Below are 25,258 nucleotides of genomic sequence, written 5' to 3'. Positions count from 1 at the left end.
TTCACGATCCCTCGCGCAACAGCGCCGTACGGAACCGGTACACGCGTCCGTCCCGCACCACCACGAGTTCGACATCCCTGACCGAGGCTCCCCGGGGCTGAAGAAACAGGTGGCAGCGGATTTCCGTCTGCGCGCCGGTCTGCGCCGGCCCGCCCGCCGGAACCGCGTCCCGGGGCGCGCGATAGCGCCGATCCGAGATCTCCGCTCCCGCCGGACTCCGCCAGCCCGCCTCCAGGCGATCCCACCCGCCCGCCATCGCCTCGGCACGCAGTGAAGCCAAGACCTCCTGCGCGAATCGCGTCGCCCGGAACGAATCCGAAGCCGTCCCGGCGGCGTTGATGCCGAAGACCAGCACGGAGAGCAGCGCCGTAAAACCGGTGCCCGTCACGAAAAGGGCCAGCGTCAGTTCGATCAGCGTGCACCCGGTCCCTCCGTTCGGGCGACCTCCGCCGCTGCAATGATTCCCGTACGCGGCGTTCACGTTTCGTCCTCCCGGGGGCGGTACACTTCCGCCGTTCCGGTCGCCCGGCGGATCCGTATAAAGCCGCGCCCCCTCCCTGCGGCGCGGCCGGCGCGGATATAGATCCGCGCGTCGAAATCCGGATGAGCAAGCCGACCGCGCCGGTCGAAGATCAGGCAGGGAACCCGCTCGCGGTCGAGTCCCGGGACCGCGCACCGCGCCGGATACCCGAACACCGAACCGGTCCGCGTCCGGCCCTCGGCATCGTCGGTCACATCAAAACGGACCCGGGGCGGCAGGGGCCGCCATCCGGTAACCGCCCTCTCCGCCGCGGATTCGGCCTCTCCTTTGAACACGCTCCACCGGTCCTCCCCGCGGTCGGAGCCGGGCGCGAGAACGAGAAAGGCGCAGCAGCGGCCGTTGATGGCGGTGCGCCGGGCCAGGTTCAGCCCGGCACGCAGTTCCGCCAGCGCGGCGCCCACGCTGCGCGAGGCGGTCCACGAGGGAAAAACCGGCAGCGCCATATACACCAGGACGCTCAGGATCAGCAGCACGCAGAGCACTTCCGGGAGCGTGAAGCCGAGAATCCGTTCCCCGGACTTCCCGGCAGGACCGGATCGCTGATGTACGCAGTCGATATGCGCGGATGACCTGCGGGTGTGGGTGTCCCGTACTGAATTCATGGATTTCCGACCCGGTTACGAAGTTTCCGGTGACTTCATGAAGGCGGACCTTCAGGAGAGGAAAACGCAGAGCACTTCCGGAAGCGCGGACGGAGTCGACCCTGCTCAGGCGCCCGCCGCGGCACTGCGGGTCTGCTGTCTGAGCCGCTTCAGTTTACCCGACAGCGCGGCGCGCTTGACCGGCGAAATGCGGTCGACCAGCAGCACGCCGTTGAGATGGTCGATCTCGTGCTGTGCCGCCCGGGCGACGAGTCCCTTCAGGGCGAGACTGCAGGGTTCACCGTCCGTATCCGCATAGCTCACGGTGACTTCGTACGCGCGGTCCACCGGGGCGTAGATCTCGGGAAAGCTCAGGCAACCCTCCTCCGCGCGCACCGTGTCCTCTCCCGAGCCGGTAATGACGGGATTGACCAGTACGAGCGGCATGGTCACGTCCGGGTTCTCGCGGCGGCCGTCGTCCGGGTTCCGGTCGGCTTCCGCGGGGACGTCGATCACGCACACCGCGCGCGTATCGCCGATCTGCTCCGCCGCCAGACCGACGCCGCTGCTGGCATGCATCGACTCGATGAGATCCTCGACCAGTCCGCGCAGCTCTTCGTCGAACCGCTCCACGTTCACGGCCTTGCACCTCAGCACCGGATCTCCGAATGTACGTATCCCGCGGGTCATTTCTTCCGTCCGTTTGGATCAAGCGCTTATTATGCCCTCCCGCATCGCCTCGCCCAATCTTTTTCTCGTTCATAATTTCCTTGTCCACACGTATGAGGTCTCTACGATGGACAATCTTTTGCATGCCAACCCCCAGCGGAGGACACCATACGATGAGCAACGGCGATCAACTCAATCTGGACGATCTTCAGGTAGATCGCGAAAATCTGTACCGCGAAGAGACCCTGACGGACCGCAAGGTGGCCCAGATACGGCGCATGGTGCCGGTTCGGGCTGACGGCAGCGACGACCCGGACCGCACGGTGATCTTTTCCGGGCAGACCCACATCATGCTGCCCGGCGGACCGATGCCGGTGCAGTTCGAACTCGACGCCGACAATCTTGAAGACGCGATCGCGAAGTTTCCGGAGGCGACCAAAAAGGCCGTGGACGACATGGTCGAACGCGTACAGCAGATGCAGCGCGAGGAATCTAAAAGGATTGTGACTCCCGGCGACCTCGGCGGAGGCGCGGGGGGGCCCGGCGGCATGCGCGGCGGCCAGGACAACAACCTGATCATGTAAGGATAAGGAATAAACGATGAAGATTACCGTGAACGGGGAGACCGTCGGCGACGAGGTCTTCCAGCGCGAGGTTCAGCAGGTCCGCCAGCAGAACCCCGACGAACAGGACGAGGCCGTCCGCGAACGGGCGAAGCAGAACATTGTCGAGTGGACCCTGATCCGACAGCAGGCGCGCGAAGAGGTCGAGTCCGTACCCGCGAAGGAAATCGATGCCGAGTTCGACAAGCTGGTCGAACGGCACGGCGGTCGCGACCAGTTCTTTCAGCGTTTCAATCTGACCGGCAGCGACGAGTCCCGGGTCAAGAGCGACCTTGAGCAGAATCTGAAGGTACAGAAATTCCTCGAGCAGCTCAGCGCGGATGTCGCGCAACCCGACGAGGATCAGATCCGCTCCTACTACGAGGAGCACAAGGACCGCTTCACGGCGCCGCCCGAAGTACACGCCGCTCACATCGTGTGTCAGCCGGACCGTGCGAACCCGGAAAAGACGTTCAACGAGATGCTGGACGTGCGCCGGCAGCTGCGCGAGGGCGCGGATTTCGCGTCGATGGCCGACACGCATTCCTCCTGCGAAGATGCGGGGGGCGATCTGGGTTATTTTGCACGCGGGAAAATGGTGCCGGAATTCGAGACCGTGGTTTTTTCCATGGAGGCGGGCGAGATTTCACCGATCTTTCAGACGCAGTTCGGCTGGCACATCGCCACGGTGCACGACCGGAAAGCGCCGCGTCAAATGGAGTTTGACGAAGTCCGCGACCGGATCACCGAGTCGCTGCTGCACGACCGCAAGAACGACGCGATCGGCGAATGGGTGGACGCCCGCAAAGGCGAAGCGGACATCCGGGTGGAAGAGGACGAAAAACCGGAAGACTGAAGCGGTTGCGTTCAGTCCAGCCGGACGTAGATATTATCGTTGTCGTACACGTTCCGCCCCCGGCCGTTCGGGCCCATCCATGTTCCTGACGCCTTCCCCTGCACCCGGCTCACCCCCGAACCCGCTTTACTCCCGGCCCCGCTCCCGCTCGAGGGCCTTCCTGCGGGTTTCGATTCGTTCGAGCTCTTGTTCGAGTTCCATATCCTCCTGCAGCCGCAGCAGTTCCTCCTCCGCCGCGTCTCTCCGGAACCGACGGTCGCGGCGTATCAGCTGGCGGCGTGTGAGCGTGGCGCTGTCGTGTATCCCCTGATACTCGCGGCCCGGTTCCGGCTCCTGGATCCCCACCTTGACGAAGATAATGTTTTCCGTCTGCGTCGTTTTCTTCTCGGTGCTGCGGAACAGGAATTTTCCGAGCACGGGTATATCCCCGAGAAGCGGGATTTTATTCACGGTATCATTGGCGAGTTCTTCCGTGAGTCCGCCGATGACCGCCGTCCGGCCGTTGCCGAGAATAAAGGTGGTCTCCACCTTCTTCTCCCGGATGACGGGAAATTCGTTGCCGATTTCCTCACCCACACTGATTACCCGCCGCTCGTCCACGAGTTCGCGGGAGATGGTCGGCACGATCTGGACGGTGATATTGCTCTCCGTATTGATCGTGGGCGTCACATCAAGCTCGATGCCGTAAATAAAGAATCCCTCGGGCGTGGCCTGGTTGAAGGCCATCTTGGTCGAAGTCGCCACCGGGTTGCCCTCATCGTCGAAGGTGGTCTCCACCTCGAGATTCGGCTCCTTGGTCACGACCCGGATATTGGCCTGTTGACCGTTCCCCACGACCAGGCGCGGACTGGAAACCTGCTTCACATCCGATCGCTGCCGCAGGGCGTTCAGCAGTACATTCAGATCTCCGGGCGCGAGCGTGGCAACCCGGGTCTGATCCAGATCGATAAACTCGTTCAGATCGCGCTGTTCGAACTGCGGGGACCCCAGATCGACATCGAGACCGGCCAGCCCGTCGTTGCCTTCGCCGGAGCCCTCCCAGTCGATGCCCAGCTGATCGCTGGAGACATCCTCGAGTTCAAAGATATTCGCCTCGACAAAAACCTGTTCGCGCGGACGGTCGACCGCCTTCACCACGGCCTCTATATCCTCCATGACCGTCGCATCACCCTGCACCACAATCGTGTTGCCTTCGGGATAGGTGTAGACTTTGTCCTTCCCGGCCAGGCCTTCGAGGACTTTCTTGACGCTTTCGGTGTTCGCGTGGCTCAGGCTGAAGACCCGAACCGGTTCGGGCTCGGGCGCATCCGCGGGACGCTGGCGGATGGTGTAGATCTCCGTACCCGGAACCTTCTGGTGCAGTTCGAGATTATAGGAGGAGAGGATGGTTTCCAGCGCGGGTTTCCAGGGCACCTCGTCAAGATTGACGGTCACCGGTTTGCGCACCTCCTCCAGTTCGGGAACAATAATGTTCACGCCGGAAAGGCGGCTGAAAATGTTGATCGCTTTCTCCAGTTCCACTTTCTCGAGCTGCACGCTGATCAGCTCCGAGGCTTCCGCGCCCAGGCCCGCCATGCGTAGGACGTCTTCGCCGTCAGGCGATATTTCCATCTCCGCAGCACTTCCCGGCGTCCCCTCCGCACTCGCCGCCGATGAGACCTTTTCCGCGGCGCCGACGCGCCCCGTCTCCTGCCGCGCATCTTTCCGGGCAGCCGACGCCTGGCCTCCGTCCGTCTCATCCTGAGCGGCCTCGACCCCTTTTTCGAGCGCGGTCGCCGATTCATCCACGGCAGCCCCGGTTGCGCACGCCAGACCCGCCGTCATGCTCAGCAGGATTATCCACCTTATTGTTTTCACGCCCGCAGCTCCTCCCGCGGCCGAAGCCGCTTATTCCTTACCCTTCTCCGATTCCCGTTTCTCCACCCGCTCGCGCACAAATCGTATCGATCCATCTTCGTCGATCTTCCCCAGCCTCCACACATAGCGCTTGGCGCCCATCGTTACGCTGACCTGTTCTCCGGGTTCCACGACCCTTCCCTCAATGATCGCCAGCATCCGGTCGCCGCGCCAGCTCACCCCGTCGATCCGCACCAGTTTGAGCGCCGATCGCCATCCGCGTGGCTCGCCCTGCCCGCCTTGCTCTCCCGCCTGCGGAGGGCGTGGCAGCGATTCCGGCCAGAAGCCTTTCGGCCAGAAGGGATCGCGCAGGACGGACCCGACCACCTCCGCCCCCCCTCCGCTCGCGGTGGGGTCGGCGAGCGCCGCTCCCACCACCGCCGCAGCCAGCACCAGACCATAAGGTTTCAGCGCGTTCATGATTTCTCTCTCTCGGGCGGCACGGCCCACTGCAGTTCCAACCGTATGCTGTGGTGGACAGGATCGTCCGCGTTTTTGATTTCGAGCACGGAACACCGGACCAGCGGATTCTCGTCCTGCATGAGCGCCAGCCAGTCCACAAGCCCGTGATATCCGGCCCTTGCGATAATGCGCACGCCATAGGGGACGAGCAGAGGATGTTCCGCATCATCGCCCCCGTTTTTACCTCTGTTCAGCCCCGGCGTGACCAGGGGGTCAACTGACGCAATCTCGACGGCGGCGGACCGGGCGTGACGGTGGACAAATGAGGTCACCCTTGAAAAACGCTCGTCGCGGGGCGGAATCATCTTTTCCGTTTTTCCGAATTGTTCACGCAGGTCGGAGAGGGTTTGTTTCATCGCGGGGAGTCGCGACATCTTGATTCTGGCGTCTTCGATCTTTTTTTCGAGTTCCTTGGCCTCGTGGGACACGTTCCGCAACGTGGTAATCCCGTGCTTGATGCCCGTAAACACGCCAAAGAGTATGCCCCCGGTCACCAGGCCGGCCAGGAAGACATATTGTTTCTGCTCTTTGGTCAGTTCGCCCCATCTCATGGCGGTGCCCCCTCCCCGGCCGGCGCGGCCGAAGTGATCCCGGCGGCGTCTTGCCCCTTCATGCCGCTTCCTTTACCGATCACAGCGAAACGGCGAACGGGGGGCGAGTCCGCTCCGCCGTCCGAACCCCGATGCATCGAGACCAGGCGAAGATCTTCGAAAAGGCGACCGAAGCAGTCCTGGGAGGAAAGCCGGGCGCGCCAGTCGATAACAGCTGACTCGGCCCCTTCCCCGTAGGCGAGCCCTTCCAGGGTAAAGGTCCATGATCCGAGCCCCGGCTCGAACGGTCCGCTTCGGGCAATTCCGAGTTTTGTAAATCGGATCGAGGCCGGTACGGTCCGCTGGATCTCAATCAGTATTTCGCTCGCGGGCGGTGCCATTTGCCTCCATCGCTCGGCCTCGGCCTCCCGCCTACGCAGGGTGGCGATCTCCTGCCGAACCCGCTCATATTTCTCCATATCCTTATGAATTTTCTCCGAATACGCCCGGTCCGGCCCGATGCCCCGCTTGACGACAATGAAAGACACCGCATGATATGTGAGGATCATCGCGAACAGCAGCAGCGGGGTGAGGATCGCAGCGACAATCAAGAACCTCGGGCTGACCGGCCCCTGATACCGTACCTCCCCCTTGTGTATGAAGTTGACCCGCATGGCACTCATAAGGCCTCCAGCACCCCGATAGCTGCACCGACCGCCGCGGCGAAACGGTTTTCCTGCCCCTGCAGCGTATCGTCCAGCGCCCCCCCGTCCACCGTCAGGGCCTCGAAGGGGTGCCATCCTTCGGGGGTGATGCCCATGGCGGACTGAAGCGCTTCATGCCAGCGAGGGAACGCCGAGCCCCCCCCCAGTATAAAGACCCGCCTCAGGCGGCATCGGTGCTGCCGCTCAAGGTAATCACGGGAGAGCGTGACCTGACGCAGCACAGGGGTGAACACTTGCTCCATGAGCCCCCCCACGTCTACCGACCCGCCCCGGAGGATGCTCCGGACCAGAGGTTCCTCGACTCCGAGTTCGGTGCGCACCAGTTCCCGAAGACGGGCCATGCCCGTATTTATCTTGCCCACCACCCGGAGAGAGCCCCCTTCAAAAAACGCGTACCACACACTGGACTCGCCCACCTCCACGTGCAACACCCCGCCGGCCTGATTCAACACATCCCCGCAGCAGAAACGAAAAGCCGTCAGCGTGGCGAGGCCCGAGATCTCCACGGCCAGCGGCGCAGGCGGCCCCGAGGGAAAACGGCACAGCACCCGCTGCACGTCCTCTTCGGCCATGGCCGCCGCGAGGTACGTCGATTCCTGCCGTCCGCGACCCTTATCTATCAGGGCCGATCCCACGCGGAAAGACTCGTCCACGCTCAGCATGGTGCGGATGCGATCTTCGGGCATGGCCTCTTCCGCACCGGCCATTCTCAGCACCCGCGCGCTCCCGCGAGCCGAGCTGCAGGCAAGTGCCGCGTAGTTGGAGCGCAGTGATTTCGGGATGTTCAGCTGCCGATCCTGCGCGGCAAATTCCGACTCGCTGCTCATCTCTGCGCGATCCAGCACGTATCCGCCGCGCAGGCGGTGCAACCGCACCATCTTGATGCCTGAAGAGGAGAAATCGACTCCAGCCGCCTCGGAAAGATGTCTGCCGCCCGATCCCTTTTTCCATTTCAGCTTCAAGCGGCCTTCCCCCCGTGTCTGCGTGCCCGCATCCAGCGAAGACCCCCCGCGATGATCGCGGCCAGCCCCGCCAGCAGGGCCATGATTCTCCATCCGCGTGCCGACGATCCATTCCCGGCGTCTTCCGCAGTCTGCGGGGAACGCGGCCCGCCCCCGTTGCGGGCGGCGGACGCCGATGCGTTCCACGGCGGACGGGAAAGCTGATCCAACTTCTTCTCTCTCTGCTCTCTCAGGAGGGTTTCCTCGTGTTCGCGGCGATAGCTGAAGTCCTCGATTTTCTTTTCCCTCCACTCCAGATGCGCCTCGGGGTCGTGTTGCCCCTCCCTGGGAGGGAGAAAGGCGCATGTCAGCAAGAGTACGGCACAGCCGGAGCCTATCACGATCACATTTCCGCGCAAGCCTGCGTTCACGGCGCCACCTCCCTCCAACTGACCAGTTCGGGGTAGTTAAGACCCCTCGGCAGGTACGAGTTGAAATCGGTCCCGTCGCGACTGGCGTGACCGAGGCGGATATCCCAGTTGATGTAGATTCGCCCGTTGGGAATCAGGCACTCGTCCCGGCAGGTCATGCTGCCGTTGAGTTCGCAGTTGCTGCTGAACCGGCCCGCCGTAAGATGGTTATTGAAAATGGCCGCATCCAACCGCCCGATATAGCGGTCGGGATTGAGCGACTTGAAATCGTCGTCCGAGAGACTCGACTCGAAATAGGCTCGCGGGACCCCGTTGCTGGGATTGTCCGAATCGAGTTTTTCGCCAAAATCCTCCGTGTAATCACCGTCGAACCAGTAGTTCGTGCCGTCGTACGACGTGCAGAATCCTATGTCCGCATCGGTAGCATCGGTAATGTAGGGCTGTGTGAAGGGGGGCCGCATGTACTGCTGGATCCAGCCGGCGCTGAAATCCGAGCGCGTGTAGTCCCCGTAAATTACGCATCCCTTGGCCGCCAGGCCGAGAAAATCCTTGCCCCGGTTGAGCACGGCCGTCGTCTCGGGGTCGGAGTCCGGCTTAACCCATTCCGGCGGGTCGGCATATTCGACTTCATTGATCACGTGGATGTTGCGACCCGCGTAAATGGTGCCCTGACCCGTGACCGTACCGCCGATAATCAGGTCGCCCTCCACGACGACGGCGCCATTGATCTCGATCGGATTGGAGGGTGTGCCCTGCAGCACAAGACAACCGTCGTCCGCGGTGGCGTAGTCGTTGGTATTGAATCCCGGCCCGTCGTAAACCGCGTCCACGAGCACGTTGGTCCCCTGTTCAATGGTCCCGCCCGAGAGTTGCGCGTAATTGGTGTATAGGCTCAGGTCACCCAGATACGGCATCGGGATCTCCTCCGCACCGCTGTAGATTGACTGATCCTGCGAGTCGTACCCCATGGGCCACGCATCCGTGGCGGACGAGGAAGGATACCGTGTAGGGCGCGCCTGGTCCGGCGCGTGGTTCCAGTAGTAGGCCTGGTCCCAGATCTGATAGTTTTGCTGGACATAGGTCTGGCCCACCGCGTAGCAGTCGCCGTTGAGGACAAGGCCCGTCGAGCGAAGTTCCATGTCCCGGTTCGAGCGCAGCCCCCCGTTCACCACGCAATTCACCCCGTAAAACCACCCGTGATTATTCAGGAAGTACGCGAAGTCGAAGATTCGGGATTTTGTCATCCCGTAGCGGAGGGTCTCCTGCACCGCACGCGTGACTCTGCCATTCGAGGCCTCCGCGCGCAGCGTGATCTCGACGTAGCGCGTGCCGTCGTCGGGCGTGGGCGTGACGACCGAGTAGGGTTCGTTCAGAAACTCGACCGATCCGGTATAGACCCCGTATCCCATGGGATTGGGTATGTCGTATTTGAACGCCGAAGGCGAGCCGATCCATTCATCGGATCCGGACGTAAACCAGTTAAAGGAGATCAGAACATGGTTCTGGTTGATATAGTAGTCGCGAAAATTCTCGTACACGCCTTCCTTCACCTCTTCGAGCATCGACTGAGCCGCCAGCAGGCACTGGTCGCTCTCCTGGAAGCGACGCGCAACCTGCACGCTGTTGATTCCGGAAACAGCGATCGCCGCCGCGGCAATCGAAATCACGAACAGCAGCAGCAGCACCGCCGCCAGTACGAATCCACCTTGTTCTGAAGACCGCTCAGTTTTCATTGATCAGCATCGTCCTGATTTCCTGCCGGTTTGAAAACCGCTTGCCGCCCTCGTCGTAATAGACTTCGTAGCGGAGCCTCACCTCACGGCCGTTCACGACCGTGTTGTCCATGCCGCTGACCCGCAGAGGCTGGTCGAGACCGTATATCCAGTCATCGTACCCGCCGACCCACCACGCCAGCGAACCGCTCTGGTCCAGCAGGTACAAAAAGCTGCCATCGTAGGAATAGATGCCGTAATGGTCGTTGTCCGGGGCGCGGTATCCAAGGTTGTACATGCTGCCACTGCCCTCGGTGACCGTAACGTTGGTCGTCGCCGATCTGAGGCCGTCGCCGCCGAAGGCGCGCCCCCGCAAAATGCGTTCGCGGGTAAATTTCGCCTGGCGCGCGAGGTGCCACGCGCCGGCGGCATCGCGCCACAATCGAAAGGAGTCGGCGAGCAGCACGGAGACCGTGGCCAACACCATGATTCCGATAGCAAAGGCAATCGTCACCTCCATCACGGTGAATCCGGCACGGCTTCCGCCGCGGCATCCGCTTTTACCTGCGTTCATAAATACCCCCGTCCCAGCGGGTCACTCCAGTCGCTCGCCGGGATAGCGGAGCACGCGAAACTCCGCCGCCGGCACCCCCGCAAGGGCCGAACGCCCCGCCATGTCGCGCGGGGCCCAGACCTGGACTACAATTTCGCGGTGATCCGTATGCGGCAGAATGCGCACGCGCACCCACCCGTTTGTCGAAAAACTGCTGTACTCCGGGGTGCGGATGTCCGAATCCTGCAGCGATTCGTAAGATTCCTGATAGACTTCCCACAGTCGGTCGAAGGCGATCCCCTGCGCGTCGAGGCGCCCGCGGGAAACGGTCAGTGAACGGTAGGCCGTAATCATGGCCCCCGCAAAGATGGCGACCACCGTGCCGATCAGCCCAATCGACACCATGACCTCCACCAGTGTAAAGCCGCCGTTTTTTCGTGTGCTCGGGTACATGGTGCCTGAATAGTGAGCAAATCCCGTTCCAGCTTCGAGAAAAATTCCCGGAACAGCATCCCGCCCGCGCTTGTCAAGACCTTCCGGCGCACCCATTATGGGCGCACCCGGACGAAAACCATGTATCGAACATTCTTTCAACTGGATGAAGAGCCTTTCAACGTGACGCCCGACCCGCGTTTTCTCTACGCCTCCGCCGCGCACCGCCGGGCGCTCGATCTGCTCCGGTACGGGATCGAGTCGCGCAAGGGATTCATGACGCTGACCGGCGAGGTCGGTTGCGGCAAGACCACGGTCTGCCGGGCCGTGCTCGACCGCCTGCCGGAGGGCACGCATTCGGCGCTGATCCTCAATCCCGCGCTCACCGAAACCCAGATCATCCGCGCCATCCTCTCCGACCTGGGCCTCCCTCCGCGCGGGCGCGACCGGCTGACCTGCATCGAGCAGCTCAACGGGTTTCTGCTCGAATGCCTCGACCGCGGCGAGAATGCGGCGGTGATCATCGATGAATCCCAGGACCTCTCCACGGCCGCGATGGAGCAGGTGCGCCTGCTCTCGAATCTGGAAACGGACCGGCACAAGCTGATGCAGATTATTCTCGCGGGCCAGCCGGAGCTGCGCGAACGCCTCCTGCAACCGGAACTGCGGCAGCTGCGGCAGCGCATCATGCTCGCCTGCGAGCTGACGACCCTCCCGCCGGGAGAGGTTCCCGCCTACATCAACCACCGCCTCCGCACGGCCGGAGCCCCTCCGGAGGTCCGCTTCCACCCGCAGGCGGAAGCGCTCGTCTCGGAGTACGGCGAAGGCGTGCCGCGCCGGATCAATACGCTGTGCGACCGCGCGATGCTGGCCGCCTACGTGCGCGGCGGACGCGAGGTGATCGAAGCCGACGCGCGCAAGGCGGTGGAGGAACTTGCGGAATGGCTGTAATCCGATTACCATGGCGTAGGACATGTAAGGAGCACGCATGAGCCTCATACAGGAAGCCCTGAAACGCAAATCCGAAGAGGGGGCCGCCGGAGAAGGTTCGGGGGAAGACGGATCCGCCACACCTCCGACCCCGCCACCCCTCCCGCCGGGAGGAGGCCGCTCCCGGAAAGGGCCGCGGGTCGCGCTGCTGATCGTCCTGCTGCTCCTGGCCGCGGGTGCGGGCGGTTACCTCTGGCTGCGGGGCCGGGTCCGCAATACGACCGAGGACTTTTCCTCCGCCATCTCGAAGCATGTGGCCCGTGACATCCGGCAGCCGCGTGCGGAACCGGACGCGGCCGGGGCAGAGCCGCAGGCTCCCGCTCCGGCCCCGCAGAAGGCGGAGCCGGCGGAAGAAACCGGAGAAGACGCCGAAGCCGGAGCTCCTGAAAAAGACGAGCCGCCATCGGCCATCGACAAGCTTCTTTCCCGCGCGGGCGGTGAATCCCGAAGCGGTGGGTGGCCGGCGCTGCGGGTCGAGGGGTTCGGTTCCGGCACGGAGGGCGGCTGGGCGATCATCAACGGAGATGTGCTCTCCGTGGGTGATACCGTCGACGGAGTCACGCTCCGCGCCGTCGAAAAGCGTGAGATCGTGGTCGAATATCGCAGCATGACCCGCCGGATCGGAACCGGCAAGCACTGAAGCCGGAACCCGACTTCGTCATGCCTCCGCTTTTGACTTCAAGCGTGCCACGGCTTCATCGTAGGCCTGCGGATCGACCAGAAAAGGATGACAGCGCCGTCCGGAGGCCACTTCGGCCTCCGCGAGCAGCTCCCCGTTAAAGGGGTTGAGCACCGCCACCATGAGTTCGTTTCCTTTCTCCGCAAATGGAAGGAGCCCGCGCCGGGCGGGGAACTCCTCCGGGATAAGACCGGTCAGCTCTTCAGGGATATCGAAGTTCGGGAGCGCGATGTAGGGAGTGCCGCTCTCCGAGACGAGATACTGCATGATCCGGTTCAACTGCGAGAAGCCGCGATCGCTGATGACGTGCAGCACCGTCGTGGGCACATCCACCTGGCGGTTGGCCATCTCGGCGAGGTCGTGGACGATGTCGGAGTACTCGGACTGGTCGATCTGCTCCGCGCGGTACAGGCGCCACGCGAGGTTCATTTCCGCGTCGAGGTGCGGGCTCGATCCGCGGGTTCGGGGCTGCGGCGCCCCGGGCGCGGTCTCCTGCCCCGCCGCCGCGCCGGTCTTCTCCTCGAGCCGGGACCAGAGCCTGCGACTCTCTTCGTCCATCACATCTTCAAAATGCGCGGCCTGTGACCGTACAAACTCCAGGAATTCGTCGTCGCCCGACTCCGTCAGGGCCGTTTCCGCGGCTCGTTTAAGGTACTCGAAAGCCTTTTCCCGATCGCCGCGGTTGAAGTGGGCGAGGTAGACCATCCGCAGCGCGAACTGATCGTGGGGCATGACTTCGAGAATCTGCTCGAAGATTTCCGTCGACTCGCGGGAGTCCTGTGCGTTCGGGTATTTTTCCGGTTCTTCAGCCATGGCGTTCTCCAGGTTGCGCGCCGTCCGCAGGCGGCGCACGCATCATTCCGTTCTCTCTCCAGCAGAAATCGTGCGCGGCGGCCACGGGGTGCCATCCGCCGCCCGGTTCGTTTCCCTTTCGCAGTCTGGAACGCATCCTGCTAATATTCCCTGTCAGGCGGAGCGGCGGACCCGGGTCAGCCGACGGGATATTTTTTTACCGCTTGCACCGCGGCGATATACTTCGCATAAGTGAGAGAAGGTTCCTTATGATATCACAGGGCAAAAGTCTCGCAAGAACACTTCAGGAACGGTGCCGTCTTGAAGACGCCGTGATTGAAGACGCCCGCCGGGCCGCCGACGAGCAGCACAAACCGCTGGAGCAGATCCTGGTCGAGCGCAATGTGCTCTCCTCCGCGGATCTCGTGCTCGCCTACGCCGACTATCTTCAGTCGCCGCCGATCTCGCTGGCCCAGTTCAGAGCCGACGAGACGCTGCTCAATCTTCTGCCCACGGAGATGTGGGGTCGACTGAAGATGCTCCCGCTCGCCAAGACCGGCAGGACGCTGACGGTGGCCGTCGCCGATCCCTTCAACGTGCTGCAGACCGAGAAGGTGGAGGCCGAGACGGAAATGAGCGTCGTACCCGTCGTGGCCGAGGAAGCCGAGATCATGCGGGCGCTCAACCAGCAGTCCGAGGAGGAGTCCGGGCAGGGGCTCGAGGACATTCTCAAGGACATGGCGGACGAGAGCGAGGTGGAGCTGGGCCAGAACCAGGCCGAGGACGTCAATCTCGACGAGATGCTGGAAATCGCCGAAGACGCGCCGGTGATCCGCATCGTGAACTCGATCCTGATCGAGGCGCTGCGCAAGGGCGTCAGCGATATCCACGTCGAGCCGATGGAAAAAGCGCTGCGGCTGCGGTACCGCATCGACGGCGTACTGCATCAGAATCCGAGCCCCCCGAAGAGTCTGCAGCCCGCGATCACCTCGCGGCTGAAGATCATGTCCAACCTGGACATCGCCGAGCGGCGTAAACCGCAGGACGGCCGGTTCAAGATCCGCGCACTGGGCAAGGAAGTGGACATGCGCATCAGCTTCCTGCCCACCGTGCACGGCGAAAAGATCGTGATGCGCATCCTCGACAAGAGCGCCCTCGCGCCCAGTCTGGAGTCGCTCGGCCTGGAGGAAAAGGCCTACGAGAACCTGTGTTACGCCATCAGTCAACCGCACGGGATGATCTGCATCACGGGACCGACCGGCAGCGGCAAGACCACCACCCTCTACTCCGCGCTGCAGGACCTCAACAACCAGGACGTCAATATCATCACGGTCGAGGACCCCGTCGAATACCAGCTCGGGGGGATCAACCAGGTCCAGGCCGACCCGAACGTGGGTCTCACCTTCGCCGCCGGTCTGCGCTCGATCCTGCGCCAGGATCCGGACATCGTGCTGATCGGCGAGATCCGCGACGCGGAGACGGCGGGGATCGCGGTGCAGGCCGCGCTGACCGGCCACCTGGTGCTGAGCACGCTTCACACCAACGACGCCCCCGGGGCGGTCGCGCGCCTGGCCTACATGGGCATCGAGCCGTTCATGCTCTCCTCCTCGCTGCTCATGACGCAGGCCCAGCGCCTCTTCCGCAAACTCTGTCCCGTGTGCAGAAAAAAGATCGCACTCCCCGAAGACATCCTCCGCCGCAACCACCTCGATCCGGACGAGTTTGCGGACTCCGACTTCTACACGGCCGTAGGCTGCCCCAAGTGCAACAACATCGGCTACAAGGGCCGCGGGGCGCTGATGGAAATCATGCTGCTGAACGAAGATCTCAAGAAACTGATCCTCCAGACCACCGAGGCCGGGGCGCTGCGCGAGGCGGCGGTCCGGAACGGCATGGTCACCCTGCGCGAAATGGGCCTGAACCGCGTGCGCGCAGGGGTGTCGACCGTGGAGGAAATCTTGAGGGTCACCTCGGAATGACACCCACGGAGCACACTCATGGCTGATCGCGGCGCATCGACTCAGGGGATCAAAACGCGCAAGGTGCCCAAGGCGGGCAAGATACGGATCAAGGAGCTGCCGGTCTTCACCCGTCAGCTCTCCGCCATGCTGGAATCCGGGATGCCGCTCGTGCAGGTGCTGGTCGCCCTGGAGGAACAGACGGATGAGCCCCATTTCAAGAAGGTGATCGGAACCGTGCGGATGAAGGTGGAGGGCGGTTCGATGTATTCGGACGCACTGAAGATGTACCCCTCCATATTCAGCGAACTCTACGTGAGCATGATGCGCGCGGGCGAGACGGGCGGCATCCTGGCGGACGTGGCCGCACGCGTAGCCGGATTTCTGGAATCGAGCAACAAGCTGCGGCGCAAGGTGAAGTCATCGATGATGTATCCGCTCGTCGTGATCTGCGTGGCCATCATCCTGGCAACCGCCCTGATCATGTTCGTGCTGCCGACGTTCGCGTCGATGTTCGCGGATTTCGGTCAGGGGCTTCCCGGTCCGACGCAGTTTCTGCTGGACCTGAGCGACTGGCTGCGGGCGAACGGGCTGATCGTGCTCGGTGCGCTCGTCGGGCTGGGGTTCGCCTTCCGCCGCTTCGCCGCCACCGAGCGCGGAGGGTACATCGTCGATCTCGCCAAGCTTCGCTTCCCCATCCTGGGCGAACTCGCCCGGAAGCTGTCCGTGAGCCGTTTCTCGTCGACCTTCGCCCAGCTGCTGCACAGCGGCGTGCCGATTCTGCAGGCGCTGGATATCGTCGGCGTCGCGACCGGCAACAAGGTGATCGGCCGTACCATCATCCACGCGCGCGGGGTCGTGGAGGGCGGCGACACCCTTTCTTCGGCCCTCGCTCAGAACCCCTATTTCCCGCGCATGGCGATTCACATGCTCTCCGCGGGAGAACAGACGGGCAAGATTGATGATATGATGGACCGTCTTTCGCGTTTTTACGAAGAGGAGGTCGAGGCGATGCTCGAGGGCTTGACTTCGATGATTGAACCCCTGTTAATGGTCTTTATCGGCACGGTGATCGGCGGTATCGTGATCTGCATGTTCCTGCCGATCTTCAAGATGAGCGAAGTGGTCTCGATGTAATGCGGAGCCGTTCGATGACCCCGAGAAAACTGCTGTTCTCCCTGAGCGCTCCCACCTCCTGGCCGGAACTGGTGCTGATCCTGCTGCTTCGGCTGGCCGCCCTGTGCGGATTCCTGATCATGCTCTCGCTCATCCTGCCCGGCGACAATATCGCCTTCTACGCGTTCATGGGGTTTGCGTTCATCATCACGATCCCCTACTCGCTCTGGCTGCGAAACCAGGAGCACGCCCTGCGCTTCGCGCCCCTCCAGTTCCTGGTGGACATCACCCTCGTCTCGGGGCTGGTCTACTTTACGGGCGGGATCGAGAGCGAACTGAATATGCTCTACCCGCTCGTCATCCTGTCGGCGGGGGTCGTGTCAACCCCGCGCCGCGCCCTGCAGATCACGCTGCTCAGTATCCTCGTCTATATCCTCCTGATCGTGCTGATGACCCACGGGGTACTGGTGCCCCCCGGCGGGGTCCCTCCCGGGTACGAACTCGCCTCCGTCGCGCCCTCGCTGACCCTGCGCGTCTTCGTATTCCTCTTCTTCGGCATCGCGAGCGCCTACGTCTCCGAACGCTGCAACTACATCACGCGCAAGAAGCGCCAGTTCCGCCAGCTCACCGAGCTGATCTTCCGCCACGTGCGCGCGGGGCTGCTGCTGCTCGATGAAAAAGACCGTGTCCTCCTCGCCAACGGACGCGCCGCGGAACTGCTCGGTACGCCGCCGCGCGACCTGCAGGGACGGAATCTCTCCGATCTCCAGAGGCCCGTCCCGAAAGACCGGACGATCTCGATCTCGCCGGCGGTCTACATGGAACGGCCCGACGGCACCGCCTTTCCCGCGACCTACGAGACCTCCAGCCTCGAGCTGCCCGCAGAGGCGGTGCCCGGCGTGCGGCTCCACTCGGAACCCCTCCACGGGCAGCTCATGATCTTCAACGACATCTCCAGACTGATCGAGATGCAGGACAAGGCCCAGCAGGTCGAGCGCATGCGCGCGGCCGCCGATATGGCCGCCGACGTCGCCCACGAGATCCGCACCCCCCTCACCGCGATCTCCGGCGCCGTCCAGATTCTGAACCGCATGGACAAAGAAACTTTTGACCCGCTTAACGATTCGGCGCGGGAAGAAAAGGAATTGCTCGAACAGATCTTCTCGCAATCGGCGAAAATCGATAGCATTATCCAGCGTTTTCTCGATTATGCGGAATTTTCGCGGGACGATCTGCAGCGGATCCTCGAGCTGGATCTCGATGTAAAGTCCTCGTAAGCGCACAGCCCACGGAGGGAACCCGGTCTTATGGCCAGAATACTTGTAGTCGACGATGAACCGGTGGTGCTGAATCTGCTGAACAAGATTCTCAGCGGGGAGGGATATGAGGTGACGCCGGTCGATAACGGAGAGGCGGCCCTCGCGGAACTGCAGCAGAACGCCTACGACCTGCTGGTCTCCGATATCCGCATGGAAGCAATCGACGGCATGGAAGTGCTCCGCCGCGCCCGCAACATGTCCCCGGACACCGGCGTCATCATGCTGACGGCCTACGGGTCGGTGAACAGCGCCGTGGAGGCGATGAAGGAGGGGGCCTTCGATTACATCACCAAGCCCTTCAAGCTGGACGAACTGCTGGTGACCGTGCAGCGCGCGCTCGAGTACTACTCGGTCCTCATCGAGAACAAGGGGCTCAAAAATCAGCTCGAAACCAAGACCCGCCTCACCAACATCATCGCCGAAAGCCCCGCGATGCGCAAGGTGTGCGACATGGTCGAGCGGGTGGCGCCGACCAGCACCACGGTGCTGATCTACGGCGAAAGCGGCACGGGCAAGGAACTGGTCGCCCGGGCGCTCCACAGTCACAGCCCCCGCGCGAATAATGAATTCATGCCGGTCAACTGCGCCGCGCTCCCCGAAAATCTCATGGAGTCGGAGATGTTCGGTCATGTGAAGGGAGCCTTCACCGGTGCGAGCTCCGATAAGACCGGCCTCTTCGAAGCCGCCAGCGGCGGCACGCTCTTCCTCGACGAAATCGGCGCGATGCCGCTCAATATCCAGTCGAAGCTCCTGCGCGCCCTGCAGGACAAGGTCGTGCGCAAGGTGGGCGGAACGAAAAACGTGGAGGTGGACGTCCGTCTGGTCGCGGCGTCGAACAGCCCGCTCGAGGATCTGATCCGCGAGGGACGGTTTCGGGAGGATCTCTACTACCGCCTCAGTGTAATCACGATCGAAATCCCGCCGTTGCGCGACCGCCCGGAAGATCTGCTGCCGCTCGCCAAGTACCTGATGCGACGCGAAATCGGGCCGGACCGGGAACTGCCTACGCTGGACCACGAAGCGCGGCATATCCTGGAGAACTACGGCTGGCCCGGCAATGTGCGCGAGCTGGAAAACGCGATCCGACACGCGCTCACTTTTGAGAAGGAGGGCGTGATCACCCGCGAGAGCCTTCCGGCCAAGATCGTCGAGTCCGTACAGCAGGAGGGCGTCGAGTCCCCCAGCCGTGCGGAGGAGTACAAGGGCAAGTCGCTCAAGGCCTTTCTCCGCTCCAAGGAGAAAGAATACCTCCAGAACGTGATCGACAGCACCGGCGGAAACAAGGAAGAGGCGGCCAGGGCCCTCGGCATCAGCCTCGCCACGCTCTACCGCAAGCTGTCGGATTGACCGGGCCGGTCCGACCTCTTCGACCCCTGAGTTCACCGCATTGGGACACTCAGGGAAATATCGTACTCGTACTCGTGCTCGTACTCAGCGAAGCGGTACTCGTACTCGAGTTCCTTGAATCGGGGGAGTGGGATCGCGCCTCCTGCGCTCCGAGTACGCGTACGAATCATGTTCTCTGTGGTGAAGCCCGATTTCGATAGCGACAGCGATTCCCACTCCCACTTACTCTGATTCCACTCAGCCCAGCTTGCCGATAATATTGATCATCGGGAGGAAGAGTGCGATGACGATCGTGCCCACGACCAGCGCGAGCATGACGATCAGCAGCGGCTCGATGATCGAAGTCAGCGCCGTCACGGCATTGTCGACTTCGTCGTCGTAGGCGTCCGCAATATTGATGAGCATATTGGGAAGCTCACCGGTTTCTTCGCCGACCTCGACCATACTCACCACGATGGGCGGGAACAGTCCGCAGGCCTCGATCGGAGGCGCCATGTTCTCCCCTTCTTTGACCGCGTCATGCACCTCGTTAATCGCGTTTTCGATCAGGATGTTGCCGGCCGTTTCACGCACGATGGTCAGGGCCTGCAGCACCGGCACGCCCGATGCCATCAGCGTGCCCAGCGTACGCGAAAAACGCGAAATCGAACTGAGACGACGCAGCTTGCCGAACAGCGGTATCTTCAGCTTGATGTAATCGACCGCATAACGCCCGGCACGCAGTTTGCCCAGCAGCTTGACGAGCACGACGATCCCCACGATCACTCCGATCGTCGGCAGCAGACCGGTGGTCAGCTTCTCGCTCAGATTCATCACGAACTGGGTCAGCGCAGGCAGCTTGGCTCCCTGCAGGAGATCGTTGAAGATCTGCTCGAACCGCGGCACGATATAGGTCATCAGGAAGCCGACGATACCGGCGGCCACGATCAGCACGACGACCGGGTAGACCATCGAACTGATGATCGTGCTCTTCAGTTTCTGCGCCTTCTCCATAAACAGCGCCAGACGGTCGAGCACCACGTCCAGCACACCGCCGAGTTCGCCGGCCTTGACCATGTTGACGTAGAGGCGGTCGAAGATCTTTCCGTGCTGGGCGAGTGATTCGGCAAACGTCTGGCCGCCCTGGATCGATTCGATGATTTCGCCGATCGCCTTCTTGAGCCGCGGGCTCCGCTCCTGCCGCTCCAGCACCTGCAGTCCCCTGACCAGCGGCATGCCGGCGTGAACCAGCGTGGCGAGCTGGCGCGTGAAGGTCATCAGCTGTTTCGGCTTCACGCGTCCGGCCGGCAGCGGGAGCTTGATCTCCGTCTTCATGCCGCCGCCGGATTTACCGTCCGACTCGCCCTTCTTCGGCTTGCTCTTCTTCTTGCCCCCGCCGCCTTCGCTCAGGGACACGTTCGAGGGGTACAGTCCCTTCTCGCGCACCTTGCTGATGGCCGCCGACTGGTTGTCGGCCGACACCGTTCCCTCCACCTCGTTGCCCTTGGCGTCGAGTGCGATGTAATGAAAATTAGGCATCGTTTATCCCCTCCTGCATGGAACACTCTACTTACGTATAACGCAAAACCTCGTCCGGTGTCGTATACCCGTCCAGAATGCACCGGATTCCGTCTTCGCGCAAGGTCCGCATACCCAGCTCGGTGGCCTTGTTGCGCAGTTTCACCGTCGCGCTGCGCTGATTCACCAGCTCGCGCAGCGGCTCATTCATTCGCAGGTATTCGAAAATCCCGCGCCGTCCCCGGTAGCCGGTGAAGTTGCACATGTTGCAGCCCTCCCCGAAATAGAACGGATTGTCGCCCACATCGGCGCGGCTGAGATTCAACTCCTCGAGCAGCGCGTCTTCGGGGGTGTACGGCTTCTTGCAGCCGGGACAGATCGTACGGATCAGCCGCTGCGCGATCACCCCTTCGAGCGTCGATGAGATCAGGAAGGGCTCGGCGCCCATATCGATCAGGCGCGTGATGGCTCCGGGCGCGTCGTTGGTGTGCAGCGTACTGAACACGAGGTGACCGGTCAGCGACGCCTGAATGGCGATCTGTGCGGTTTCGAGATCGCGGATCTCCCCCACGAGGATTATGTCGGGGTCCTGGCGCAGGAAGTTTCGGAGAATCCCGGCGAAGCTCAGCCCGATCCCCTCGTTGATGGGCACCTGAATGATCCCCTCCATATCGTATTCCACCGGATCCTCCGCCGTCAGCAGTTTGCGGTCGATGCTGTTGACGCGGCGCATCGCGGAATAGAGCGTGGTCGTCTTTCCGGACCCCGTCGGACCGGTGGCGATAATGATCCCGTTCGGCTTCTCGATGTCGTCGGTGAAACTGTCGTAGATGTCCTCCGGGAGCCCGATGTTGTCGAGATCGAGCGAGACGTTGGTCTTGTCCAGAATACGCAGCACCACGCTTTCGCCGAACTGGGTGGGAAGCGACGACACGCGGAAGTCGATGGTGGACCCGGCGACGTTGAGCTGGATGCGCCCGTCCTGCGGAAGCCGGTGCTCGGCGATGTTCAGTCCCGCGATCACCTTGACGCGGGAAATGATCGGCAGCGCCAGGTGTTTCGGAGGCGGCGACATCTCGTACAGCGCGCCGTCGACCCGGTAGCGGATCTTGAACTCGTCCTCGAACGGCTCGAAGTGGACGTCCGAGGCGCGGTCCTTCACCGCCTGGTAGAGCACCAGGTTGACGAAGCGGATGACCGGGGCCGAACTGGCGGCCTCCTGGAGGTCTTCGAGGTCGACCGTGTCTGCGTCGATGGAACGGTTTTCGACACGGTCGCCGGTCTCCTCCAGCTCCGATTCCAGCGCCGAGAGCAGGTCGTTGACGGACCCGCTCTCCTCGCCGTAGTAGCGGGTCATCGCGGCCTCGATGTCCTCGTGCGGAGCCACGACGAACGAGACGTCGCGGGAGAGCACGAAGAGCAGTTCATCCACCGCGGCGGGGCTGGGAACGTCGCAGACGGCCAGCGTCACGGTCTCGTCGTCGGCCCGGTACGGGATGACGTTGTACATGCGGGCCACGCCCACGGGGACGGACTTGATCAGCTTGGGATCGATCTCCTGGTCGACATGCGTCATCTCGCAGCCGAGGTGGTTCGCGACCGCTTTCAGATAGTCCTCTTCCTTGAGGGCCTCCATGTCGAGCACCACGTTGCGGATGGATTTCCCGGTCCGCTCGTGCTCGTCGAAAATCTCCTCGCACTGCTCCGGCCGCAGCTTGCCTTCGTCGTGGAGCTGCTGCAGAAGCGGGTCTTCAATCTGGAATGTCGAGTCCGGCATGTCGTTCACCTCGTGTAGGCCATGTTATTCGCCGATTTCCTGTTTCATGCTTCCCGCGCTCTGGGCAAAGGCGAGCAGGTCGTCCCGCGCGATGGCCCCCTCGCGGTAGAGCTTCAGCAGCGATGCATCCATCTCCACCATACCGTGTTTCGCCCCGGTCTGGATATCGGAAGTGATCCGGAAGGTCTTCTTCTCCCGGATCAATGCCTGGATGGAGGGCGTGCTGATCATCACCTCGAACGCCGCGACACGCCCCTCCGCGTCCGCGCGCCGCAGCAGCACCTGCGAAATCACCGCCGTCAGGCTGGAGGCGAGCTGGATCCTGATCTGCGACTGACGGTCGGAGGGGAATGCGTCCACGATCCGGTCCACAGTCCTCGCCGCACCGGTCGTGTGCAGTGTGGCGAGCACCAGGTGGCCGGTCTCGGCCGCCGTGAGGGCGGCGGCCATCGTCTCCAGATCCCGCATCTCGCCGAGCAGCACGACGTCGGGGTCCTGGCGTAGCCCCCGCCTCAACGCATCGCTGAAGGTCGGCACGTCCCGCCCCAGCTCACGCTGGTTCACGATGCTCCGCAGGTGTTCATGCCGGTATTCGATGGGGTCCTCGACGGTGAGAATGTGGCAGTCGCGCTCGCGGTTGATGATGTCGATCATGCTCGCGAGTGTCGTCGTCTTGCCCGACCCGGTGGGGCCCGTGACGAGGATCAGGCCCCGCGGTTTGAAAAGGAGGTCGCGGATCTGCGGCGGAAGGCCGATTTCCTCGAGCGTCATCTTACGGGAGGGAATCTGCCTCAATACCAGCGCCAGATCGCCGCGCTGGCGGAATACGCTGACCCGGAAACGGGCCTGGTCGCCGAAGGTGTAGCCGAAATCGGTGCCGCCCTCCTCGCGCACCACCCGGATCTCTTCGTCGCCGGCCAGCTCCCCGAAAAAAAACTCCGTGTCGCCGGCCTTCAGCACCGGGGTGTCCAACGGCCGCAGCGCGCCGTTGATCCGGAACACGGGCGGGGCGTCCACGGTCAGGTGAAGGTCCGAAGCGTACTGGTCCACTGCGAACTGCATCAGTTCGCGGAGCGGAGGAATGCCGGCCGTCGCCTCTGCCATCAGTCGAGATCTCCCATCGTCACACGGAACACCTCGTCCAGCGTCGTGTTCCCCGCCAGCGCCTTGCGAATGCCGTCCTCGCGCAGACTGCGCATGCCCAGCTCGCGGGCCTTGATCCGTAACTCGGAGGCGCTGATCTCCGTGTCGACCATTTCGCGCACTTCGTCGTTGATCTCGAAAATCTCGAAAATGCCGACGCGGCCGCGGTACCCGGTGTTGCTGCAGTGACTGCACCCGCGCCCGCGGTAGAGACTGGCCCCCTTCACCTGGCTCGCCGCCGGCCCGAGCATGTTCAGTTCGGTCTCGGTCGGCTCATACTCTTCCTTACAGGAATCGCACACCCGCCGCACCAGCCGCTGCGCCATGATCGCGCGCGTGGACGAGGCGACCAGAAACGGCTTCACGCCCATGTCGATCATACGCGGAATCGCGCTCGGCGCGTCGTTGGTATGCAGCGTGCTGAACACGAGGTGACCGGTCAGCGAGGCCCCCACGGCGATTTCGGCCGTCTCGTAGTCGCGGATCTCCCCGATCATGATGATGTTGGGCGCCTGGCGCAGGATCGAACGCAGCGCGCCTACGAACGTCAGCCCGATATCGCTGCGCACCTGGACCTGGTTGATCCCGGAAAGCTGGTATTCGACCGGGTCCTCCACGGTGATGATCTTGCGGTCCGGGCGGTTGACGTAGTTCAGGCAGGCGTAGAGCGTGGTGGTCTTCCCCGAACCCGTGGGACCCGTGACCAGGAGAATGCCGTCGGGCAGCGAGATGAGCCGCTCGAACCGCTGCTGGTCGTCCGAAAAGAATCCGAGTTTGGGCAGACCGAGCATCAGGCCTTCCTTGTCGAGGATACGCATGACGATGCTCTCGCCGTGGTTGGAGGGAATCGAGGACACGCGCAGGTCCAGCTCGCGACCCATGACGTTGATCGCGATACGGCCGTCCTGCGGGAGCCGCTTCTCGGATATCTTCATGTCGGCCATGATCTTGATCCGGCTGATCACCGTGGGATGCAGCCGGCGCGGAGGCCCCTCCACCTCCTGCAATACGCCGTCAATCCGGTAGCGCACGCGGAACTTGCGGCTCAGAGGCTCGAGGTGTATGTCGGAGGCGCGGTTCCGGAAGGCCTCCAGGATGATCAGGTTCACCAGCTTGATGATCGGCTCGTCGGACTCGGAAACCTCGGCCTCGTCGATGATGTTGCGCTGCGATTCGGAGGGCATCTGGATGGAGCCCTCGGTGATCTCCTCCATCATCGAATCCATGCCCGGCCCGGTATCCGGATAATACTGCGAAAGCGCGATCTCGATCTCCTCCGAGGTCGTGACCACGCCTTCGACATTGCGTTTGAGGATGTAACGCAGACTGTCCAGCGTCTCGATGTCGAGGGGATCGGCCAGCGCCACCGTCAGCGTGTCGCCGCTCAGCGAGACGGGAATGATCCGGTAACGGTGCGCCACCTCGCCGGAAACCATGTCCAGCGTCTCCTGCGGGATATCCTGCTCGCGGAGCGAGAGGGTCTCCATCCCGAACTGGTGCGCCAGCGTCTTCAGAATGTCCTCTTCGGAGAGGTCGGTGTCCCGGCAGAGCACATCGACGACATCCTTGTCCTGGCTGCGCGCGGTCTGAAGCGCCTCATCCCCCTTGCCCTGGTCGATCATCCCCACGTTCTGAAGGATTTCCACTATGTAGTCGTCGTTGTTGCTCAAGGCTGCGAACCCCCGTTAGAAAACGCTTTACGTGATGAT

At 62.7% G+C, this 25,258-nt stretch carries 25 protein-coding genes; 8 read left to right on the top strand and 17 right to left on the bottom strand.

The annotated features are described in order from the left end of the window. Position 1: 1 nt before the first annotated feature. From L21SP4_RS01405 to def, 3 genes are all read right to left on the bottom strand, one after another. Positions 2-481, bottom strand: coding sequence for a hypothetical protein (locus L21SP4_RS01405; protein WP_052880987.1), 480 nt, complete (start codon positions 479-481; stop codon positions 2-4). Then, positions 478-1,143 (bottom strand): pilus assembly FimT family protein, encoded by a 666-nt coding sequence (locus L21SP4_RS01400; RefSeq protein WP_052880986.1) that lies wholly within the window; start codon positions 1,141-1,143, stop codon positions 478-480. The genes L21SP4_RS01405 and L21SP4_RS01400 overlap by 4 nt, the downstream gene beginning before the upstream one ends. Positions 1,144-1,248: 105 nt before the next feature. Further along, positions 1,249-1,812 (bottom strand): peptide deformylase, encoded by a 564-nt coding sequence (gene def / locus L21SP4_RS01395; RefSeq protein WP_052880985.1) that lies wholly within the window; start codon positions 1,810-1,812, stop codon positions 1,249-1,251. 152 nt (positions 1,813-1,964) lie between these two features. On the opposite strand from def, the gene L21SP4_RS01390 reads away from it, so the two are divergent. Beyond that, a complete protein-coding gene (locus tag L21SP4_RS01390) occupies positions 1,965-2,375 on the top strand; it encodes a hypothetical protein (RefSeq protein ID WP_074041327.1) in 411 nt (136 codons plus the stop codon). 16 nt (positions 2,376-2,391) lie between these two features. Then, positions 2,392-3,249, top strand: a complete 858-nt coding sequence (locus L21SP4_RS01385; RefSeq protein ID WP_052880984.1) for a peptidylprolyl isomerase — start codon at positions 2,392-2,394, stop codon at positions 3,247-3,249. A gap of 126 nt (positions 3,250-3,375) precedes the next feature. Here the strand turns inward: L21SP4_RS01385 and L21SP4_RS01380 are convergent, their stop codons facing one another. Genes L21SP4_RS01380 through L21SP4_RS13040 form a run of 9 tightly spaced genes read right to left on the bottom strand, consistent with a single transcriptional unit; the run spans position 3,376 to position 10,952 of the window. Continuing rightward, positions 3,376-5,106 carry a type II secretion system protein GspD gene (locus L21SP4_RS01380; protein ID WP_144413707.1) on the bottom strand — a complete coding sequence of 577 codons (1,731 nt, stop codon included), beginning with the start codon at positions 5,104-5,106 and terminating at the stop codon, positions 3,376-3,378. Between the two features lie 30 nt (positions 5,107-5,136). Continuing rightward, the gene (locus L21SP4_RS01375) at positions 5,137-5,565 is read right to left on the bottom strand and encodes a hypothetical protein (RefSeq protein ID WP_052880982.1); all 429 of its coding nucleotides are present in this window, start codon (positions 5,563-5,565) and stop codon (positions 5,137-5,139) included. Beyond that, on the bottom strand, positions 5,562-6,158 hold the full coding sequence (locus L21SP4_RS01370; RefSeq protein ID WP_052880981.1) for a hypothetical protein: 597 nt from the start codon (positions 6,156-6,158) through the stop codon (positions 5,562-5,564). The genes L21SP4_RS01375 and L21SP4_RS01370 overlap by 4 nt, the downstream gene beginning before the upstream one ends. Beyond that, on the bottom strand, positions 6,155-6,820 hold the full coding sequence (locus L21SP4_RS01365; RefSeq protein WP_052880980.1) for a hypothetical protein: 666 nt from the start codon (positions 6,818-6,820) through the stop codon (positions 6,155-6,157). Before L21SP4_RS01365 ends, L21SP4_RS01370 begins: the two co-directional genes overlap by 4 nt. Then, a complete protein-coding gene (locus tag L21SP4_RS01360) occupies positions 6,817-7,824 on the bottom strand; it encodes a type IV pilus biogenesis protein PilM (protein ID WP_052880979.1) in 1,008 nt (335 codons plus the stop codon). Before L21SP4_RS01360 ends, L21SP4_RS01365 begins: the two co-directional genes overlap by 4 nt. Beyond that, on the bottom strand, positions 7,821-8,234 hold the full coding sequence (locus L21SP4_RS01355) for a hypothetical protein (protein WP_052880978.1): 414 nt from the start codon (positions 8,232-8,234) through the stop codon (positions 7,821-7,823). The genes L21SP4_RS01360 and L21SP4_RS01355 overlap by 4 nt, the downstream gene beginning before the upstream one ends. Continuing rightward, on the bottom strand, positions 8,231-9,967 hold the full coding sequence (locus L21SP4_RS01350) for a hypothetical protein (RefSeq protein ID WP_052880977.1): 1,737 nt from the start codon (positions 9,965-9,967) through the stop codon (positions 8,231-8,233). The genes L21SP4_RS01355 and L21SP4_RS01350 overlap by 4 nt, the downstream gene beginning before the upstream one ends. Further along, positions 9,957-10,520 (bottom strand): hypothetical protein, encoded by a 564-nt coding sequence (locus L21SP4_RS01345; RefSeq protein ID WP_052880976.1) that lies wholly within the window; start codon positions 10,518-10,520, stop codon positions 9,957-9,959. The genes L21SP4_RS01350 and L21SP4_RS01345 overlap by 11 nt, the downstream gene beginning before the upstream one ends. A 21-nt stretch (positions 10,521-10,541) precedes the next feature. Continuing rightward, positions 10,542-10,952 carry a type II secretion system protein gene (locus L21SP4_RS13040; RefSeq protein ID WP_052880975.1) on the bottom strand — a complete coding sequence of 137 codons (411 nt, stop codon included), beginning with the start codon at positions 10,950-10,952 and terminating at the stop codon, positions 10,542-10,544. A gap of 120 nt (positions 10,953-11,072) precedes the next feature. Between L21SP4_RS13040 and L21SP4_RS01335 the strand changes: the two genes are divergently transcribed. Then, positions 11,073-11,882 carry an ExeA family protein gene (locus L21SP4_RS01335; protein WP_074041512.1) on the top strand — a complete coding sequence of 270 codons (810 nt, stop codon included), beginning with the start codon at positions 11,073-11,075 and terminating at the stop codon, positions 11,880-11,882. Between the two features lie 37 nt (positions 11,883-11,919). Continuing rightward, on the top strand, positions 11,920-12,561 hold the full coding sequence (locus L21SP4_RS01330) for a hypothetical protein (RefSeq protein WP_052880973.1): 642 nt from the start codon (positions 11,920-11,922) through the stop codon (positions 12,559-12,561). 18 nt (positions 12,562-12,579) lie between these two features. Here the strand turns inward: L21SP4_RS01330 and L21SP4_RS01325 are convergent, their stop codons facing one another. Then, positions 12,580-13,413: a GspE/PulE/PilB domain-containing protein gene (locus L21SP4_RS01325; protein ID WP_144413706.1), complete on the bottom strand. Its 834-nt coding sequence runs from the start codon at positions 13,411-13,413 to the stop codon at positions 12,580-12,582. 311 nt (positions 13,414-13,724) lie between these two features. On the opposite strand from L21SP4_RS01325, the gene L21SP4_RS01320 reads away from it, so the two are divergent. The 4 genes from L21SP4_RS01320 to L21SP4_RS01305 are packed head-to-tail and all read left to right on the top strand — an operon-like array spanning position 13,725 to position 19,132. After that, a complete protein-coding gene (locus tag L21SP4_RS01320; protein ID WP_160300612.1) occupies positions 13,725-15,371 on the top strand; it encodes a GspE/PulE family protein in 1,647 nt (548 codons plus the stop codon). 18 nt (positions 15,372-15,389) lie between these two features. Further along, positions 15,390-16,487, top strand: a complete 1,098-nt coding sequence (locus L21SP4_RS01315) for a type II secretion system F family protein (RefSeq protein ID WP_052880970.1) — start codon at positions 15,390-15,392, stop codon at positions 16,485-16,487. A 14-nt stretch (positions 16,488-16,501) separates the two neighbouring features. Continuing rightward, complete coding sequence (locus L21SP4_RS01310) at positions 16,502-17,743, top strand: histidine kinase dimerization/phospho-acceptor domain-containing protein (RefSeq protein WP_052880969.1); 1,242 nt, start codon at positions 16,502-16,504, stop codon at positions 17,741-17,743. Between the two features lie 30 nt (positions 17,744-17,773). Further along, entirely contained in the window at positions 17,774-19,132 is a 1,359-nt protein-coding gene (locus L21SP4_RS01305; RefSeq protein ID WP_052880968.1) for a sigma-54-dependent transcriptional regulator, read from the top strand. A 237-nt stretch (positions 19,133-19,369) separates the two neighbouring features. On the opposite strand, the gene L21SP4_RS01300 is transcribed toward L21SP4_RS01305, so the two are convergent. The 4 genes from L21SP4_RS01300 to gspE are packed head-to-tail and all read right to left on the bottom strand — an operon-like array spanning position 19,370 to position 25,219. After that, complete coding sequence (locus L21SP4_RS01300) at positions 19,370-20,650, bottom strand: type II secretion system F family protein (RefSeq protein WP_052880967.1); 1,281 nt, start codon at positions 20,648-20,650, stop codon at positions 19,370-19,372. A 31-nt stretch (positions 20,651-20,681) separates the two neighbouring features. Continuing rightward, positions 20,682-22,406, bottom strand: coding sequence for a GspE/PulE family protein (locus tag L21SP4_RS01295; protein ID WP_052882924.1), 1,725 nt, complete (start codon positions 22,404-22,406; stop codon positions 20,682-20,684). A 24-nt stretch (positions 22,407-22,430) separates the two neighbouring features. Beyond that, the gene (locus L21SP4_RS01290) at positions 22,431-23,510 is read right to left on the bottom strand and encodes a type IV pilus twitching motility protein PilT (protein ID WP_052880966.1); all 1,080 of its coding nucleotides are present in this window, start codon (positions 23,508-23,510) and stop codon (positions 22,431-22,433) included. Next, a complete protein-coding gene (gene gspE / locus L21SP4_RS01285) occupies positions 23,510-25,219 on the bottom strand; it encodes a type II secretion system ATPase GspE (RefSeq protein WP_052880965.1) in 1,710 nt (569 codons plus the stop codon). The genes L21SP4_RS01290 and gspE overlap by 1 nt, the downstream gene beginning before the upstream one ends. Positions 25,220-25,258: the final 39 nt, after the last annotated feature.

It is taken from the genome of Kiritimatiella glycovorans, assembly GCF_001017655.1.
GTDB classification, from domain to species: Bacteria; Verrucomicrobiota; Kiritimatiellia; order Kiritimatiellales; family Kiritimatiellaceae; genus Kiritimatiella; species Kiritimatiella glycovorans.
This window is presented reverse-complemented; position numbering and strand designations above follow the sequence as displayed.

What these genes read in the sequence shown, in the direction of transcription:
- L21SP4_RS01315 (WP_052880970.1), top strand. Translation starts at nt 15,390, where the DNA reads ATGGCTGATCGCGGCGCATCGACTCAGGGGATCAAAACGCGCAAGGTG.
- L21SP4_RS01375 (WP_052880982.1), bottom strand. Translation starts at nt 5,565, where the DNA reads ATGAACGCGCTGAAACCTTATGGTCTGGTGCTGGCTGCGGCGGTGGTG.
- L21SP4_RS01350 (WP_052880977.1), bottom strand. Translation starts at nt 9,967, where the DNA reads ATGAAAACTGAGCGGTCTTCAGAACAAGGTGGATTCGTACTGGCGGCG.
- L21SP4_RS01310 (WP_052880969.1), top strand. Translation starts at nt 16,502, where the DNA reads ATGACCCCGAGAAAACTGCTGTTCTCCCTGAGCGCTCCCACCTCCTGG.
- L21SP4_RS01305 (WP_052880968.1), top strand. Translation starts at nt 17,774, where the DNA reads ATGGCCAGAATACTTGTAGTCGACGATGAACCGGTGGTGCTGAATCTG.
- L21SP4_RS01390 (WP_074041327.1), top strand. Translation starts at nt 1,965, where the DNA reads ATGAGCAACGGCGATCAACTCAATCTGGACGATCTTCAGGTAGATCGC.
- L21SP4_RS01385 (WP_052880984.1), top strand. Translation starts at nt 2,392, where the DNA reads ATGAAGATTACCGTGAACGGGGAGACCGTCGGCGACGAGGTCTTCCAG.
- L21SP4_RS01345 (WP_052880976.1), bottom strand. Translation starts at nt 10,520, where the DNA reads ATGAACGCAGGTAAAAGCGGATGCCGCGGCGGAAGCCGTGCCGGATTC.
- L21SP4_RS01325 (WP_144413706.1), bottom strand. Translation starts at nt 13,413, where the DNA reads ATGGCTGAAGAACCGGAAAAATACCCGAACGCACAGGACTCCCGCGAG.
- L21SP4_RS01335 (WP_074041512.1), top strand. Translation starts at nt 11,073, where the DNA reads ATGTATCGAACATTCTTTCAACTGGATGAAGAGCCTTTCAACGTGACG.
- L21SP4_RS01290 (WP_052880966.1), bottom strand. Translation starts at nt 23,510, where the DNA reads ATGGCAGAGGCGACGGCCGGCATTCCTCCGCTCCGCGAACTGATGCAG.
- L21SP4_RS01400 (WP_052880986.1), bottom strand. Translation starts at nt 1,143, where the DNA reads ATGAATTCAGTACGGGACACCCACACCCGCAGGTCATCCGCGCATATC.
- L21SP4_RS01365 (WP_052880980.1), bottom strand. Translation starts at nt 6,820, where the DNA reads ATGAGTGCCATGCGGGTCAACTTCATACACAAGGGGGAGGTACGGTAT.
- def (WP_052880985.1), bottom strand. Translation starts at nt 1,812, where the DNA reads ATGACCCGCGGGATACGTACATTCGGAGATCCGGTGCTGAGGTGCAAG.
- L21SP4_RS13040 (WP_052880975.1), bottom strand. Translation starts at nt 10,952, where the DNA reads ATGTACCCGAGCACACGAAAAAACGGCGGCTTTACACTGGTGGAGGTC.
- L21SP4_RS01370 (WP_052880981.1), bottom strand. Translation starts at nt 6,158, where the DNA reads ATGAGATGGGGCGAACTGACCAAAGAGCAGAAACAATATGTCTTCCTG.
- L21SP4_RS01330 (WP_052880973.1), top strand. Translation starts at nt 11,920, where the DNA reads ATGAGCCTCATACAGGAAGCCCTGAAACGCAAATCCGAAGAGGGGGCC.
- L21SP4_RS01300 (WP_052880967.1), bottom strand. Translation starts at nt 20,650, where the DNA reads ATGCCTAATTTTCATTACATCGCACTCGACGCCAAGGGCAACGAGGTG.
- L21SP4_RS01295 (WP_052882924.1), bottom strand. Translation starts at nt 22,406, where the DNA reads ATGCCGGACTCGACATTCCAGATTGAAGACCCGCTTCTGCAGCAGCTC.